General features: G+C 73.8%; 15 protein-coding genes and 1 pseudogene. 8 read left to right on the top strand and 8 right to left on the bottom strand.

The annotated features are described in order from the left end of the window. Positions 1 to 21 precede the first annotated feature (21 nt). Both EYB28_RS20575 and EYB28_RS03640 read left to right on the top strand, forming a co-directional pair. Positions 22 to 174 (top strand): annotated as a pseudogene (locus EYB28_RS20575) (type IV toxin-antitoxin system AbiEi family antitoxin domain-containing protein); the annotation flags it as partial. 24 nt (positions 175 to 198) lie between these two features. Then, a complete protein-coding gene (locus EYB28_RS03640) occupies positions 199 to 1,011 on the top strand; it encodes a hypothetical protein (protein ID WP_240930373.1) in 813 nt (270 codons plus the stop codon). 53 nt (positions 1,012 to 1,064) lie between these two features. Here EYB28_RS03640 and EYB28_RS03635 read toward each other — a convergent pair whose 3' ends face one another. Then, the gene (locus tag EYB28_RS03635; RefSeq protein WP_166844939.1) at positions 1,065 to 2,357 is read right to left on the bottom strand and encodes an adenylosuccinate synthase; all 1,293 of its coding nucleotides are present in this window, start codon (positions 2,355 to 2,357) and stop codon (positions 1,065 to 1,067) included. A gap of 161 nt (positions 2,358 to 2,518) precedes the next feature. Then, positions 2,519 to 2,887 carry an STAS domain-containing protein gene (locus tag EYB28_RS03630; RefSeq protein ID WP_166844937.1) on the bottom strand — a complete coding sequence of 123 codons (369 nt, stop codon included), beginning with the start codon at positions 2,885 to 2,887 and terminating at the stop codon, positions 2,519 to 2,521. A gap of 98 nt (positions 2,888 to 2,985) precedes the next feature. On the opposite strand from EYB28_RS03630, the gene EYB28_RS03625 reads away from it, so the two are divergent. Next, a complete protein-coding gene (locus EYB28_RS03625; RefSeq protein WP_166844935.1) occupies positions 2,986 to 3,456 on the top strand; it encodes a DUF3151 domain-containing protein in 471 nt (156 codons plus the stop codon). Positions 3,457 to 3,715: 259 nt separating this feature from the next. Here EYB28_RS03625 and EYB28_RS03620 read toward each other — a convergent pair whose 3' ends face one another. Beyond that, positions 3,716 to 5,884 carry a SpoIIE family protein phosphatase gene (locus tag EYB28_RS03620; protein WP_370459435.1) on the bottom strand — a complete coding sequence of 723 codons (2,169 nt, stop codon included), beginning with the start codon at positions 5,882 to 5,884 and terminating at the stop codon, positions 3,716 to 3,718. Between the two features lie 135 nt (positions 5,885 to 6,019). Between EYB28_RS03620 and EYB28_RS03615 the strand changes: the two genes are divergently transcribed. After that, a complete protein-coding gene (locus EYB28_RS03615) occupies positions 6,020 to 6,454 on the top strand; it encodes an STAS domain-containing protein (RefSeq protein WP_240930372.1) in 435 nt (144 codons plus the stop codon). A 99-nt stretch (positions 6,455 to 6,553) separates the two neighbouring features. On the opposite strand, the gene fbaA is transcribed toward EYB28_RS03615, so the two are convergent. The 3 genes from fbaA to EYB28_RS03600 form a co-directional block, all read right to left on the bottom strand. Next, positions 6,554 to 7,573, bottom strand: a complete 1,020-nt coding sequence (gene fbaA / locus EYB28_RS03610) for a class II fructose-bisphosphate aldolase (protein ID WP_166844932.1) — start codon at positions 7,571 to 7,573, stop codon at positions 6,554 to 6,556. Positions 7,574 to 7,684: 111 nt separating this feature from the next. Then, on the bottom strand, positions 7,685 to 8,347 hold the full coding sequence (locus EYB28_RS03605) for an RNA methyltransferase (RefSeq protein ID WP_166844930.1): 663 nt from the start codon (positions 8,345 to 8,347) through the stop codon (positions 7,685 to 7,687). After that, positions 8,344 to 9,318: a DUF368 domain-containing protein gene (locus EYB28_RS03600; RefSeq protein ID WP_166844928.1), complete on the bottom strand. Its 975-nt coding sequence runs from the start codon at positions 9,316 to 9,318 to the stop codon at positions 8,344 to 8,346. Before EYB28_RS03600 ends, EYB28_RS03605 begins: the two co-directional genes overlap by 4 nt. A 98-nt stretch (positions 9,319 to 9,416) precedes the next feature. Here EYB28_RS03600 and EYB28_RS03595 point away from each other — a divergent pair, with 98 nt between their 5' ends. Beyond that, complete coding sequence (locus EYB28_RS03595) at positions 9,417 to 10,157, top strand: HAD-IIA family hydrolase (protein WP_166851624.1); 741 nt, start codon at positions 9,417 to 9,419, stop codon at positions 10,155 to 10,157. A 213-nt stretch (positions 10,158 to 10,370) separates the two neighbouring features. Here EYB28_RS03595 and pyrE read toward each other — a convergent pair whose 3' ends face one another. After that, positions 10,371 to 10,949 carry an orotate phosphoribosyltransferase gene (pyrE, locus tag EYB28_RS03590; protein WP_166844926.1) on the bottom strand — a complete coding sequence of 193 codons (579 nt, stop codon included), beginning with the start codon at positions 10,947 to 10,949 and terminating at the stop codon, positions 10,371 to 10,373. A 170-nt stretch (positions 10,950 to 11,119) separates the two neighbouring features. Here pyrE and EYB28_RS03585 point away from each other — a divergent pair, with 170 nt between their 5' ends. The 3 genes from EYB28_RS03585 to EYB28_RS03575 all read left to right on the top strand — a co-directional run bounded on the left by EYB28_RS03585 (position 11,120) and on the right by EYB28_RS03575 (position 14,105). Continuing rightward, positions 11,120 to 12,169, top strand: coding sequence for an ATP-binding cassette domain-containing protein (locus EYB28_RS03585; protein WP_166844924.1), 1,050 nt, complete (start codon positions 11,120 to 11,122; stop codon positions 12,167 to 12,169). Then, the gene (locus EYB28_RS03580) at positions 12,166 to 12,987 is read left to right on the top strand and encodes an ABC transporter permease (RefSeq protein ID WP_166844922.1); all 822 of its coding nucleotides are present in this window, start codon (positions 12,166 to 12,168) and stop codon (positions 12,985 to 12,987) included. The genes EYB28_RS03585 and EYB28_RS03580 overlap by 4 nt, the downstream gene beginning before the upstream one ends. Before the next feature lie 122 nt (positions 12,988 to 13,109). Further along, positions 13,110 to 14,105, top strand: coding sequence for a TetR/AcrR family transcriptional regulator (locus EYB28_RS03575; RefSeq protein WP_166844920.1), 996 nt, complete (start codon positions 13,110 to 13,112; stop codon positions 14,103 to 14,105). Positions 14,106 to 14,148: 43 nt separating this feature from the next. Here EYB28_RS03575 and EYB28_RS03570 read toward each other — a convergent pair whose 3' ends face one another. Next, the gene (locus tag EYB28_RS03570) at positions 14,149 to 14,931 is read right to left on the bottom strand and encodes an SDR family oxidoreductase (RefSeq protein ID WP_166844918.1); all 783 of its coding nucleotides are present in this window, start codon (positions 14,929 to 14,931) and stop codon (positions 14,149 to 14,151) included. Positions 14,932 to 14,986: the final 55 nt, after the last annotated feature.

The raw sequence follows: 14,986 nt of genomic DNA, 5'->3' as shown, positions 1-14,986 counted from the left end.
GGGTGGTGCTGAAGTAGGCCGGTGCCCCGTCGCCGCGCCCCGGTCCCCCCTGCGCTCCTGGAGGTCGCGCGTCGTCAGGGCGGCCTCGTCTCGATGCGGCAGTGCGCGGCGTGCGGTGTCCCTCCGGACCGTGTGACCCGGGCCGCCCGGTCAGGGGCGTGGCAGCGCGTCGCCCGGGGCGTCTACGACCTCGGCCCCGTGGCACGCGCCGACCACGACCCGCGGGGCCTGCGGAGGCTCCGCTCCGCAGCCATCGGGCCCCTCGCGTACCCGGGCAGCGTCGCCACCGGCGCGGCCGCGCTGGCGCTCCACGGCGTCCTCGGGCTGCCCACCGACATCCGCCCCGAGGTCACGCTCCCGGACGGGACGTCCCGCGCCGGGAGGTCGACGGTCCGCGTCCGGCGGCTCCCCGTGCGCCGGTGGGACGTCGTCCGCGGCATCCCGTGCGTCACCGTCGAGGACGCGCTCGCCCAGGCGGTACCCGAGCTCCGGCGGCACGAGGCCGTCGCCGTGATGGACTCCGCTCTCCAGGGGCGCCTGATCACCCGCGACGGGCTGGAGCGCGCGCACGACGCGGCACGCGGCCGGCCTGGCGCGGGACGCACCCATCCCTGGTGGGACGAGGCCGACGGCGCGGCGGAGTCACCGGCAGAGACGTGGGCTCGCCTGTCGTGCCGCGACGCGGGCGTCCCGCCGGACGCCCTCCAGCTGATGCTGGTCGACGGCCCGTCGCTGCACGGCAGGTTCCTCGCACGCGTCGACCTGGCGTGGTTGCTGCCCGACGGGCGGGCGCTGATCGTCGAGATCGACGGGCAGGACCCGCACTCGACGCCGGAAGCACTGTTCCGCGACCGCGCCCGGCAGAACCGGATCGTCACGGACCGCACGGTCGTGCGCCGCTACACGGGGACGGACGCCCTACGGGGCACCGTCGCCCACGAGGTCGCGGCGTTCCTGCGCAGCACGACGTGGACACCTGGCCGCCAGGCTTCCGACGTGTTCGCCGTCTGACGTCCCGGTTCTGCGGGCTTCGGGCCGGGTGGCCCGCAGAACCGGGACGATCGTCAGCGGGCGTGGATCAGGTCGTGCACCGGGATGATCTCGTCGCGCCGCGGGCCGACGCCGACCGCGGAGATGCGGCAGCCGGAGATGTCCTCCAGGTGCCGCAGGTACGCCTGGGCGTTGGCGGGCAGGTCGTCGATCGTCCGGGCGCCGGAGATGTCCTCCCACCAGCCGGGGAGCTCCTCGTAGATCGGCGTCGCGTGGTGGAACGCCGTCTGGTCGTCGGGCATCTCGTCGTAGCGGGTGCCGTCGACGTCGTAGGCCACGCAGACCGGCACCTTCTCCATGCCGGTGAGCACGTCAAGCTTGGTGACGACCATGTCGGTGAGCCCGTTGACGCGCGACGCGTACCGGGCGATGACGGAGTCGTACCACCCGCAGCGGCGGGCGCGGCCGGTGGTGACGCCGTACTCGCCGCCGGTCTTGAGCAGGTGCTCGCCCATGTCGTCGAAGAGCTCGGTGGGGAACGGCCCCTCGCCGACGCGCGTCGTGTACGCCTTGATGACGCCGATGACTGAGTCGATGCGGGTGGGCCCGATGCCGGACCCGGTCACCGCGCCGCCCGCGGTGGCGTTGGACGACGTCACGAACGGGTAGGTGCCGTGGTCGACGTCGAGCATGGTGGCCTGGCCGGCCTCGAACAGCACGTTCTTGCCGGCGTCGAGGGCCTCGTTCAGCACGAGCGGCGTGTTCGCGACCATCGGGCGGAGCCGCTCGGCGTGCGCCAGCAGCTCGTCGACCGTCTCGTCGACGTCGACCGCGCGGCGGTTGTACACCTTCACGAGCAGGTGGTTCTTCTGGTCGAGCGCGCCCTCGACCTTCTCCGCGAGGATCTTCGGGTCGAAGAGGTCGGAGATGCGGATGCCGACGCGGTTGATCTTGTCCGCGTACGCCGGGCCGATGCCGCGCCCGGTGGTGCCGATCCGTCGCTTGCCGAGGAACCGCTCGGTGACCTTGTCGACGGTGCGGTGGTAGCCGGCGATGACGTGCGCCTGGGACGACACCAGCAGCCGCGACGTGTCGACGCCCCGCGCGTTCAGGGCGTCCAGCTCCTCGAAGAGCACGTCGATGTCCACGACGACGCCGTTGCCGATCACCGGGACGACGCCCGGCGACAGGATGCCCGACGGCAGCAGGTGCAGGGCGTACTTCTCGTCGCCGATGACGACGGTGTGGCCCGCGTTGTTGCCGCCGTTGAACTTCACGACGTAGTCGACGTCGGACCCGAGCAGGTCCGTCGCCTTTCCCTTGCCCTCGTCGCCCCACTGGGCGCCGACGAGCACCACGGCTGGCATGGGATTCCCACTCTCCTCGCATCGACGAGGCCCGGGAGGATGGCCGCCGGGCGGTCGTCGCGGGCGGGTCGGGTCCGGGCCGCGCCCGAGTCTACCCGCGAGCGTCCGCGCAGCCGGGACGCGCGCCGTCCGCCGCGCACGGGTCGCGGCGGCGGGGCGCGTCAGGCGGGGCGGTGCCGGTGCGGCAGCGGGGTGCCCGCGGCGGGGGTGGGCGTCTCGCAGCGGTGGTCGCGGTCGATGCGGAAGAGGTCGAGGGCCCCGCACACCTCGAGCACGAACAGGTCGCGCTCGTCCGCGCCCCGCAGCACGGTGGCGCCGCCGCGCTTACGACCGGAGTCCGCCAGCGAGATGAGGAACGCCGCGCCGGTGGAGTCCATGAACGTCACCCGGCACATGTCGATGACGAGGAGCTGGCGGCGCAGCCCGACGACGCGCGCCGCGATCTCCGGGAACTGGTCCCGCTCCGCCAGGTCGAGGTCACCGGCGATCACGAGCGTCGTCGTCGCCGAGGACGTCGCGATCTCGATCATGTCCCCGAGCCTACCCGGGTCCGGGCCGGCCCGACCGTCGAACGCGTGCCCGGCCGCGCCCCGCGCGCCCGGGTCCCGCTGTCCACCACAATGGCCCCATGAGCTCCCAGCACCGCGACTCCCTGCTCGCCGGCCCTCCCCCGACCCTGCTCCCCGACGACCACCCGCAGGTGCGCGAAGGGCTGGACACCGGCGAGGACCCCGCCCGGCTCGCCGCCGACCACCCGTCGTCCAGCCTCGCCTGGGCGGTGCTCGCCGAGCAGACGCTCGACGACGGCCCGGACAGCCCCGACGGCGCCGACGGCCCCGGTGCGGCCCGGGCGGTCACCGCGTACGCGTACGCCCGCACCGGGTACCACCGCGGCCTGGACGCGCTGCGCCGCGCCGGCTGGCGCGGCCAAGGCCCGGTTCCCGCCGACCACGCGCCGAACCAGGGCTTCCTCCGCGCGCTGCTGGCACTCTCCCGGGCGGCGCACCACATCGGCGAGGAGGACGAGGCGCAGCGCTGCGAGCAGTTCCTCCGCGACTCCGGCACCTCGCCCGAGGAGGTCGCCGCGCTCCTCCCCTGACCCCGCGTCGGACGCCGGCCCGCAGCCCCCAGGCCGCCCGGATCCGGGCTGCCCGTGCCGAGAGGCTGGCTGGACCTGGCGGGAGCCGCGACAGCCACGGCCCGCACCCGGTCACGCCGGGCGGGGCGGGGGCGTGTGCCCCGAGGCTGGCTGGGTCTGGCGGGAGCCGCGCGAGGGACGAGCGCGGCGGATGGCGCGCCTCGGGGCGCACGCCCCCCGCCTCGCCCGGCCCGGCCCCGGTTGCGGTCGCAACCAGAGGTCACGCAGGCGACGGACGCAGCTTCGCCCACACCAGCTTGCCGGACCCGGCGGGCCGCCACCCCCAGTCGGCGAGCCGCTCGACGATCTGCATGCCGAAGCCCCCGACGCGGTTCGGGTGCCCGTCGGTGGACACCGGTGGGGCCGGGTTGGAGTCCTCGACCTCGATGCGCAGCCCGTCGCCCGTGTCGTAGAGCCGCAGCGCGATGTTGCCCCACCCGTGCAGCACGCCGTTGGCGACGAGCTCGGAGACGACGAGCTCCGCCGCGGCGGACTCCGGCAGGCCCCACGCCTGGCAGGTGCGCAGCACGGCGTGCCGGGCACGGCCGATGGAGGCGGGCTCGCTGGGCAGCAGCCAGCGCCGCGAGCGCGGGCTGAGCGGCTGCACCTGCGCGTCGACCACGGGGTCCGGCACCCGCACGACGACGAGCGCGACGTCGTCCTCGGGCGCGTCGGCGAGCCGGGACAGCAGCTCCTCCCCCACGCCGGCGGCGTCCCGGGCGGTGATCCGGGCCGAGGCCTCGATGAGGGCGTCGAGCCCGATCTTCAGGGAGCGGTCCCGCCGCTCGATGAGCCCGTCCGTGTAGAACAGCAGCACGTCGCCGGGCCGGAGCTCCGCCTGGGCGGTGGTGCGGGGCTCTGAGCCGAACCCGATGAGCGAGCCGCCGGCGTCGGCGAGCTGGGTGACCTTCGCGTCGCGCAGCAGCAGGGGCGGCAGGTGCCCGGCGCGTGTGTAGAGGACGCGCCACACACCGCCCGGCTGCTGCTCCAGCGTGGCGTACACCATCGACGCGGACCGGGGGATGCGCATGCCCGTGACGAGCTGGTCGACCCGGTCGACGACGATGCCGGGGGTGGCGAGCTCGAAGGCGTAGGACCGCACCACGGACCGCAGCTGCCCCATCGCAGCCGCGGCCTCGACGTCGTGCCCGACGACGTCGCCGACGACGAGCCCGACGGTGCCTGCCGAGATCTGCACGACGTCGTACCAGTCGCCGCCGACCTGCGCGTGCTCGGCGTTCGGGGCGTAGTAGGTCCACACGTCGAGGCCGGGGACGTCGGCCTGCTCGGGCAGCATCGCGCGCTGCAGCGCCTCGGCGAGCCGGTGCTCGCGTGCGTACAGGCGGGCGTTGTCGATCGCGGTGCCGGCGCGGCGCGCCACCACCTCGACGACCGTGTCGATGTGCTGGTGGCCGGTGTACGCCGACCGCGGCTCCTCGTCCCGCGCCGGGCCCTCGATGGTGGTGCCCTCGCCGTGCCAGCTCACGAGCAGCCCGAGGACGCGGCGGCGCCCGGCGACGGCGTGCACGACGACGGAGCTCGGCACCGCGCCGGTCTCCTCGACGACGCGGCGCACGAGGTCGCGCCGCAGCCACCCGGACGCCGAGTGCGCCGGGTACGGCACGCCGAGGGGCAGCAGCACCGGGCCGTCGACGACGCCGTCGAGGAGGTCCTGCACCTGGTCGGCCCGGTGCGGCTCCCGGGTGCCCTCGTCGCCGTGGGCGGCGGCCAGCTCCCGGTCGAGGACGGTCGACTCGGGGACGTACCGGGCGTGGCGCCGGCCCCGGCCGCTCGGCGGGGACATGACGTCGACGCCCTCGGCGAAGACGAGCCCGTCGTCGTTGAGGTAGAAGCCCGCCCACGGCACGAGGGACCGCAGCAGGTCGGCGATGTCGCGCAGGGCGTACGGGTACTCCAGGTCGCCGAGCAGCTCGGTGGTCTGGGCGATGAGGTCGAGGTCGGCACGCTCGCGGCGCTCGACCTCGAGCGAGGCGAGCTGGGCGGCGTGCTGCTCGACGAAGCCGGACACGTCGGTCGCGGCGCCGAGCCAGTACGGCACGTCGCCGTCGCCGTCCGGCAGCGGGGACATGGTCACGTGCCACCAGGTGTCGACGCCGTCGGGCCGGTGCCCCTTGATCATCCGCGCGGTGGGGCGGCCGGCCCGCAGCGCGATCTGGCTCGGGGTGCGTTCGGGGTCGTCCTCGACGAGGGAGAGCAGGGGGTGGGCGCCGCGGCGCCGGAGGTCGTCCGCCCGGATGCCGGTGGTGCGTGTGAAGGACTCGTTGACCCACAGCACGGGCATGCCGTCGTCCCAGGACCCGGTGACGAAGACCGGAAGGATCGCGCCCGACAGCGCGGCGCCCAACATTTCCTCCGAGACGGGGGGCACAGGACCGGATGATTCGGTCATAATGCCTCCGATACCGTGGTTTCCCGCCGCGCTTGGTGTTCTCGCTGGTCATTCAACCGTAGATTGGTGTCCGCCGAGACTCGAGCGAGCGCCCCGGCGCGTGGAAGGAGCACCGTGCACGACGGATCGAAACCGAACCTGCCTGATCCGCTGTCCGCGGACGTGCCCGACGACGCGCGCCCGGACGTCGGCGACCCCGCCAGCGTCCACGTCATCATGGGCACCTCCCGGGCGCGCATCGTGCTCTCGGGCGAGATCGACGCCGACATCGGCGCCGAGCTGAGCGAGGCCATCGCCGACGCCGAGGCCTCCGGCCTGCCGGTGGAGCTCGACGCCCACCACGTGACGTTCATGGACTCCTCCGGCGTCGCGTTCCTCGCGCGGCTCGCCTCGCGCAGCCCGCACCGCGTCCGGGTGCTGCGCGCGCCGCCGACGGTGCGGTTCCTGCTCGAGGTGACGCGGATCGGCGAGCTGCTGGACATCGTCGACGACGACCCGGGCTTCGAGCTCGACGGGTCCACGTCGAGCGGTCGGCGCACGCCGCAGTAGCGCCCGGCCGCCCGCGCGCGAACGCCCCCTCCGCCCGTGCGGGCGGAGGGGGCGTTCGTGACTCGGCGCGGAGCCGCGCCGGCTCGCCGGGGGCGAGAGTCACATCTTGTGGCCGGCCGAACGCAGCTGCTGGCAGGCCTCGACGATGCGGGTCGCCATGCCGGCCTCGGCCAGCTTGCCCCACGCACGCGGGTCGTAGGCCTTCTTGTTGCCGACCTCGCCGTCGATCTTGAGCACACCGTCGTAGTTCTTGAACATGTGCTCGACGACCGGGCGCGTGAACGCGTACTGCGTGTCGGTGTCGATGTTCATCTTGATGACGCCGTTGTCGACGGCCTGGGCGATCTCCTCGGCCGTCGAGCCGGAGCCGCCGTGGAAGACCAGGTCGAACGGGTTCTCCTTGCCGATCTCGTCGCCGACGGCCTTCTGGATGTCCGCGAGGATCCCCGGGCGCAGCTTCACGGCGCCCGGCTTGTACACGCCGTGCACGTTGCCGAAGGTCAGCGCGGTGAGGTAGCGCCCCTTCTCGCCGGCGCCGAGCGCCTTGACCGTGGCCAGACCGTCCTCGGCCGTGGTGTAGAGCTTCTCGTTGATCTCGGCCTCGTGGCCGTCCTCCTCGCCGCCGACGACGCCGACCTCGATCTCGAGGATGGTGCGCGCGGCCTGCGACAGCTCGAGCAGCTCGGCGGCGATGACGAGGTTCTCATCCAGCGGGATGTCGGAGCCGTCGAACATGTGCGACTGGAACGTCGGGTTCTTGCCGGCCTTGACCTGCTCGGCCTCGAGGGCCAGCAGCGGGCGGACCCAGGAGTCCAGGTTCTTCTTGACGCAGTGGTCGGTGTGGATCGCGATGTTCACCGGGTAGTTCTTCGCGACCTCGGTCGCGTACGCGGCGAGGGCCAGCGAACCCACCACGCGGTCCTTGATCGTGGCGCCCGAGGCGTACTCGCCACCGCCCACGGAGACCTGGATGATGCCGTCGGACTCGGCCTCGGCGAAGCCCTGGAGCGCGGCGGTCACGGTCTGCGACGAGGTGATGTTGACGGCGGGGTAGGCGAACTTGCCGGCCTTCGCCCGGTCGATCATCTCGGCGTAGACCTCGGGGGTTGCGATAGGCATCTGCGGTACTCCAATGAGGGAACGTACGAGGACGCATCGGGCCGCAACGTCGCGCCGGGGCTCCGTCAGGCCCGCATGCATCCGGATTTTCTCACGTCCGGGTCATGACAGTCACATGCCGTCGGCTCCGTGAGACGGCGCCAGCCACGTCGACGCCCAGCCGTGGATCGCGATCGCGGCCGCCGCGCCCGCGTTGAGCGAGCGTGTCGACCCGTGCTGCGCGATGTGCACGACGGCGGTGCACACCGCCTGGGCCGCCGGCGTCAGGCCGGCCGACTCCTGCCCGAAGAGCAGCACGCACCGCGGCGGCAGCGCGTACGTCTCGAGCGGCACCGACCCGGGCACGTTGTCGACGCCGACGACGTCCAGGCCCTCGCCGGCGGCCCAGGTGGCGAGCTCCTGGGCGTCGGCGTGGTGATGGGTGTGCAGGTAGCGGTCGGTGACCATCGCGCCGCGCCGGTTCCACCGGCGTCGGCCGACGACGTGCACGCCGGCCGCGTTGAACGCGTTCGCCGTGCGGACCACCGACCCGATGTTGAGGTCGTGCGCCCAGTTCTCGATGGCGACGTGCAGGGACCGCCCGGCAGGGCGGCGCGCGTCCAGGTCGGCACGCACGGCCTCCACCGTCCAGTACCGGTACCGGTCGACGACGTTGCGCCGGTCGCCGTGCTCCAGGAGCTCCGGGTCGTAGCGGGGGTCGTCGGGCCACGGGCCTTCCCAGGGGCCGACGCCGACCTCGCGGTCCGCCCCACCGGAGGATCGCGGGACGCTCATGCGCGGCGGCTCTCCCACCACAGGGCGGTCAGGACGACGGCGGCGCCGGCGAGGGCGAGCAGCAGCGGGCCGACCAGGCCGCCGGTCGGGGCGAGCAGCGAACCGTCGTCCTCCTGCCAGGGCCACAGGGCTCGCAGGGAGCCGAGCATGAGGCCCGCGAGGACCGCCATCGTGCCCTGGCGGCGGTGGTCGAGCAGCCAGTGCAGCAGCTTGACGAAGGACGCGAGCCCGATCGCGGCGCCGAGCAGGAAGGTCCCGATCACGGCGAGGTCGCGCTCGTGCAGGGCGTCGGTGACCGGGACGTACAGGCCCATCGCCAGCAGCACGAACGACCCGGACACCCCGGGCAGCACCAGGGCGTTGATCGCGACCGCGGCGCCGGCGAACACGAGCCACAGCGGCGGGTCGGACAGCTCGGCGGCGGGCAGCCCGGTGAGGAAGAACGCCGCCGCGGCCGCGGCGAGCCCCAGCACCACGTCACCCGCACGGACCCGGTGCGGCATCATGCGGACCGGCACCGCCACGGACACCGCGATCATGCCGAAGAACAGCGCGCGCATCGGGACCGGGTGGGACTCCAGCAGCGGCGCGATCGTCGACAGCGACACCAGCAGCACCACGACCATGCCCACCAGCACGGGCACCAGGAAACGCCAGTCCACCCGCGCCAGCGCGGCGCCCGCTGGCCGCAGGCCCCGCCGCTGCGCCAGGCCCTGCACCAGCTCGCGCCCGGCGTGCACCACCTGGCTCGCCGCGGCCAGGAGCCGGTCGTACAGGCCCACGACCAGCGCGATCGTCCCGCCCGAGACCCCCGGCACCGACTCCGCGGCACCCACCGCACCGCCACGCACCGCGTTGCCGAGCGTCACGGCCCACGCCGCCGGCGTGGACCCCGACCGGCGGGGGGAGGCGTGGCGGTGGGACGGTCCGGGACCGGACGAGCGGCCGGAGGGCCGGGGAGGGTTGGTCACGCAGGGCAGCGTAGCCGGGCGTCGTAGAGCGCCCGCGGAGCAAGCGTGACTAGGGTGTGGGCGTGACCGCACGCACCATCCAGTCCTGGCTCACCGACATGGACGGCGTCCTCGTGCACGAGGGCCGCGCGATCCCCGGAGCCCCCGAGTTCGTGCGCGCGCTGCGCGACGCCGAGCGTCCCTTCCTCGTTCTCACGAACAACTCGATCTTCACGGCACGCGACCTGCGGGCCCGCCTGGCGACGTCCGGCATCGACCTGCCGGAGGAGGCCATCTGGACGTCCGCCCTCGCGACGGCGCAGTTCCTCACGGACCAGGTGCCGAGCGGGTCGGCGTACGTGATCGGCGAGGCCGGGCTCACCACGGCCCTGTACGAGGCCGGGTACACGCTCACCGAGTCGAGCCCGGACTACGTGGTGCTGGGCGAGACCCGCACGTACTCCTTCGAGGCCATCACCAAGGCGATCCGACTGGTGCGCGACGGCTCCCGGTTCATCGCCACCAATCCGGACACGACCGGGCCGTCCGCGGAGGGGCCGCTGCCGGCCACGGGCGCGGTGGCCGCGATGATCCAGGCCGCCACCGGCCGCTCGCCGTACTACGTGGGCAAGCCGAACCCGATGATGTTCCGCTCGGCGCTCAACCGTATCGAGGCGCACTCCGAGACGACGGCGATGATCGGCGACCGCATGGACACCGACGTCGTCGCGGGCATCGAGGCGGGCCTCGAGACGTTCCTCGTCATGACCGGGTCGACGACGGCCGCCGAGGTCGACACCTACCCGTTCCGCCCCACGCACGTGGTCGACTCCGTCGCGGACCTCGTCGGCCGGGTCTGAGGCGTCGGTCCGCCGCGGCCGTCAGCGCGGCAGGTAGGCCGCGGCCCCGGGAGGCCGGCCTGGCGTCGACGACGTCGAGGCCCCGGCGGCCCTTGCGGCACGCCGACGTCCTCGGCGTGCCGCACGCGGGGAGCGACGCACGCCGGCGCACGAGACCGAGCCCGACGACGGGACCACGAGGATCGCGAGGCTCGGCCGCTGCGCGGCCGAGGCTTACGCGAGACCCAGGTCGGCCAGGTCGTACAGGTAGTGGTAGTCGTAGCCGCGCGCCTCGATCTTCTCCTTCGCGCCGGTCGCGCGGTCGACGAGCGTCGCCACGCCCTTGATGCGGGCGCCGGCCTCCTCGACGGCATCGATCGCCTGGAGCAGCGAACCGCCGGTCGTCGAGGTGTCCTCGACGACGACGACGGCGCGGCCCTCGATGTCCGGTCCCTCGATCTGCCGCTGCATGCCGTGCGTCTTGTTGGCCTTGCGCACGACGAACGCGTCGAGGTCCTGGCCACGGGAGGCGGCGGCGTGCAGGAGGGCGTCGGCGATCGGGTCGGCCCCGAGGGTGAGGCCGCCCGCGGCGTCGATCTCGGCGGTGCCGAGCCCGACCTCCTCCAGGTGGTCCAGGAGAACGTGGCCCACGAGCGGCGCGGCGCGGTGGTGCAGCGTGATGCGGCGCAGGTCGACGTAGTAGTCGGCCTCCTTGCCGGAGGAGAGCGTCACCTTCCCGTGCACGACGGCGAGCTCGGTGATGAGGTCGCGCAGCTGCTCGCGGGGGGTCGGGGAGAAGTCGGCGGTCGTCACGGGCTCCAGGGTACGGGCGCGGAGCGCCACAGAGCACCACGGAGCAGGACTCCTGAGCACCGCCACGCCGCGAACCCGTCCGCGTATTACGCACACGACGCGTATGGCCAACACTCCGTGTATGCCATACACTCGTGTACGCCATACACACACACTCGGAGGGACCGGCCATGAACGACCCGATGATCGCCGTGCGGGGCCTGCGCAAGGCCTACGGGCGCACCGACGTCCTGCGCGGCGTCGACCTCACCGTCCGCCGCGGCGAGATCTTCGCCCTGCTCGGGCCCAACGGCGCGGGCAAGACCACCACCGTCAACATCCTCACCACGCTGGTGCGGCCGGACGGCGGCACCGCCACGATCGCGGGCGCCGACGTCGTTCACGACCCGGCTGCCGTCCGGCGCAGCATCGCGCTGACCGGGCAGTACGCGTCGGTCGACGAGTTCCAGACCGGCGAGGAGAACCTCGTCATGATGGCGGACCTCGCGCACCTGCCCCGGCGCGCCGTCCGCCGCCGCGCGGCCGAGCTGCTCGAGCGCTTCGACCTCGCCGACGCCGCGCGCCGCCCGGTCGGCACCTACTCGGGTGGCATGCGCCGACGCCTCGACCTGGCCATCAGCCTGGTCGCCGACCCGCAGGTGCTCGTGCTCGACGAACCGACGACCGGGCTCGACCCGGCGTCACGCTCCCGGCTGTGGGAGGTCGTGCGCGGGCTCGCCGCCGACGGCACGACCATCCTGCTCACCACGCAGTACCTGGAGGAGGCCGACCGCCTCGCCGACACGATCGCCGTCCTCGCCGAGGGCCGCATCGCGGCGCGGGGCACCGCCGCCGAGCTCAAGGCGCTCGTGGCGGGCGACCATGTGCGGATCGCGTTCTCCGACGCCGCGAGCCTCGCTGCGGCCCGCACGCTCCCCGTCGCCGGCCTGGACGCCGCGGAGACGGACGAGAAGGACCTCGCCCTGACGTTCCCCAGCGCCGAGCCGGTCCGCGCGATCCGCGACGTCCTCGACCAGGCGGAGACCCGCGACCTCGCCGTCGTCGGCGTGAGCGTCGTCCGGCCGACGCTCGACGACGTCTTCCTCGCTCTCACCGGCCCGCACACTCTCTCCGGCGTCCCCCACACCGACGCACGGCGCGGCGACACACCCGGCAGCGACACACCGGACACCGACTCACCGAGCACCGACCGCCCCGCCACCGAGGAGGCCCTGCGATGACCACGACCCTGCCCGCGCCCACCGGCACGACCCGCCCGCCCGCCGTCCGCGCCCACCGGGGTGCGCCCCTGCGCGACGTCGTGACGATGACCCGCCGCGAGACCCGCCGCACGCTGCGCTCTGTCGACGGCCTCGTCACCGCGTTCGCCCTGCCCGTCCTCATCATGATCGTGTTCGTCGTCATCTTCGGCGGCGCGATCTCCGGAAGCACCGGCGGTGACTACATCGACTACGTCGTGCCGGGCGTTCTCGTCATGTGCCTGGGGATGAACTCCGCCACCGCCGCGATCGCCGTGGCGCAGGACATGACGTCCGGCACCATCGACCGGTTCAAGACCCTGCCGATCCTCGGCCCGGCACCGCTGTGGGGGCACGTCGTCGCGAGCGTCGTGCGCAACCTCACCTCCGCGGCGGTGGTGATCCTCGCCGCGCTGGCGATGGGCTTCCGGCCCGAGGCGGGCCTGGGCGGGTGGCTCGGCTTCGCCGGCTTCGCCGCGCTGTCCGTGCTCACGTTCACCTGGATCAGCGCCGCGCTCGGGCTGGTGCTCAGCGTCGACTCGTCGCAGTCGGTCAACATGATCTTCCTGTTCGTGCCCTACCTCAGCTCGGGCTTCGTGCCCGTCGACACGATGCCCGGCTGGCTGCACGGTTTCGCGGAGCACCAGCCGTTCACGCCGATCATCGAGTCGGTCCGCGGGCTGCTCATGGGCACGCCGGACGGCGGCACGATCCTCACGGCGTGCGTCTGGCTGCTGGCCTTCCTGGCGGCGAGCGTCGTCTCCGGGAGCCTGCTCTACCGCCGTCGGACGGCCCGCTGACTTCCTCGGCGCCGAACATGGGGTTGATGGCCGATTCGAGCCCCGAATCGGCCATCAACCCCATGTTCGGCAGGCCGGGGGCGGCGGGGCGGCGAGGCGACGGGATCGGAGATGATGAGGCCATGACGGACGCGCCAGAGCTGCCACCTCGCCTCGCGCTCGCCTGGGGCGTCGCCGAACGCCCCGAGCGGGTGCCCCGCCGTGAGCTGAGCATCGAGCGGATCGTCGAGGCCGCGGTCGAGATCGCGGACGCCGAGGGCCTGGCCGGGGTCTCGATGGCCCGGGTGGCCAAGAGCCTGGGCTTCACGACGATGTCGCTGTACCGGTACGTCACGAGCAAGGACGACCTGCTGCTGCTCATGCAGGAGGTGGCGTTCGACGTCGAGTTCCCGCCGGCCCACGACCCCGCCGACTGGCGGAACGAGCTCCGCGAGTGGGCGCTCCTCACGCTCGCGACGTACCGCCGGCACCCGTGGGTGCTCGACATCCCCATCACCGGCGCTCCCATGACGCCCAACAACCTGCGCGCCGCGGACGCCGGCCTGCGCGCCCTGCGCTCCGCGCCCCTCGACGACTCCGAGAAGGTCGCGACGATCCTGCTGGTCAACGGCTACACCCGCAACGCCGCGATGCTGGGCCGCGACCTGCAGCGCGCCGCCGACCAGCACGACGGCGCCTACGACGCCACCGGCATGGCCGACACGCTGCGCGCCCTCGTCGACGAGGTGCGGTTCCCGTACCTGCGGCCCCTCGTCGAGCGGGGGACGTACGTGCCGGAGGTGCCCGAGCTCGACGACGTCGACGACGTCGCGTGGGGCCTCGAGCGCACCCTCGACGGGGTCGCCGCCTACGTCGTGGGGAAGGACGCCGGCGTGGGCGCCGACGCCGGCGAGGGCGGCACGGCCGACGACGACGCGACACCGTCCGACGTCGCCGCCGTCGTCGAGGCGTACGCCTCGGACCCGAAGGTGAAGAAGGCCGCCGTCCGGCGCAAGGAGGCCGAGAAGAAGGTGCGCGAGGCGCAGAAGAAGGTCCGCGAGCTGGAGAAGGCGCTGCGCGACGCCCGCAAGGCCGAGGCCGAGGCGGCCCGGGCGGCGGCGGAGCGGGCCTCCCGCTGACGGCCCGCCGTCACCGCCGGCCCCTCGACCGCCGTCGGCGCGGTCAGCGGTACTTGCCGACGGCGCGGACGGCGGACCTCGGCAGCACCCGCAGCAGCGCGGACGCCGCCTTGTAGCGCACGGACGGCGTCGAGATGACGGCGCCGCGGCGCACGTCCGCGAGCGCCTCGGCCACGACCTCGGGCGCCTCGAGCCAGCCGAGCTCGGGGATCTGGCCCATGTCGAGCCCGGCGCGGTCGTGGAACTCGGTGTGCACGAACCCGGGGCACACGACGGTCGCCGTCACGCCGGTGTCCTTGAGCTCGACGGCGAGCCCCTCCGTGAACGAGCGCACGTACGCCTTCGCGGCCGCGTAGCTGCCGCCGGCCGTGAGCGCGGCGACGGAGGCGACGTTGAGGATCGCGCCACGGCCGCGTGCCGTCATCTGGCCCGCCGCCGCGTGCGAGAGCACGACCACGGCCCGGACCATGACGTCGAGGGCCCGCAGCTCGACGTCGAGGTCGCCGCGCACGAACGGCTGCGCCGTCGCGAAGCCCGCGTTGTTGACGAGCAGCCCCACGGGCCGAGGGCGGGGGGCGTCGGGCCCGTCGCCGTCGCCCACGGCACGGAGGCGGGCTGCGACGCGCTCGAGGTCGTCGGGGTCGGCCAGGTCGGCGGGCAGCATCTCCACGTGCACCCCGGCGGCCGCGCGGACCTGCCGGGCCACCTCCTCCAGGCGGTCGGCGTCCCGCGCGACCAGCACGACGTCGTGCCGCGCGGTGGCGAGCTGCCAGACGAACTCCAGGCCGAGGCCGGCGGTGGCGCCGGTGACGAGCGCGGTTCCCATGACGGCAGCCTAGAACGTCGGCGGCGGTGGTGGGCGCCGGGTGGTCGCGGGCCCT

It is taken from the genome of Isoptericola sp. BMS4, from assembly GCF_011634835.1.
GTDB lineage: Bacteria > Actinomycetota > Actinomycetes > Actinomycetales > Cellulomonadaceae > Isoptericola.
Note: the sequence above shows the minus strand (reverse complement) of the source record. Positions and strands in the feature narration are given on the sequence as shown.

Coding starts and splice junctions, on each gene's coding strand:
- EYB28_RS03635 (WP_166844939.1), bottom strand. CDS start 2,357: ATGCCAGCCGTGGTGCTCGTCGGCGCCCAGTGGGGCGACGAGGGCAAG.
- EYB28_RS03630 (WP_166844937.1), bottom strand. CDS start 2,887: ATGATCGAGATCGCGACGTCCTCGGCGACGACGACGCTCGTGATCGCC.
- EYB28_RS03625 (WP_166844935.1), top strand. CDS start 2,986: ATGAGCTCCCAGCACCGCGACTCCCTGCTCGCCGGCCCTCCCCCGACC.
- fbaA (WP_166844932.1), bottom strand. CDS start 7,573: ATGCCTATCGCAACCCCCGAGGTCTACGCCGAGATGATCGACCGGGCG.
- EYB28_RS03605 (WP_166844930.1), bottom strand. CDS start 8,347: ATGAGCGTCCCGCGATCCTCCGGTGGGGCGGACCGCGAGGTCGGCGTC.
- EYB28_RS03595 (WP_166851624.1), top strand. CDS start 9,417: ATGGACGGCGTCCTCGTGCACGAGGGCCGCGCGATCCCCGGAGCCCCC.
- EYB28_RS03585 (WP_166844924.1), top strand. CDS start 11,120: ATGAACGACCCGATGATCGCCGTGCGGGGCCTGCGCAAGGCCTACGGG.
- EYB28_RS03580 (WP_166844922.1), top strand. CDS start 12,166: ATGACCACGACCCTGCCCGCGCCCACCGGCACGACCCGCCCGCCCGCC.
- EYB28_RS03575 (WP_166844920.1), top strand. CDS start 13,110: ATGACGGACGCGCCAGAGCTGCCACCTCGCCTCGCGCTCGCCTGGGGC.
- EYB28_RS03570 (WP_166844918.1), bottom strand. CDS start 14,931: ATGGGAACCGCGCTCGTCACCGGCGCCACCGCCGGCCTCGGCCTGGAG.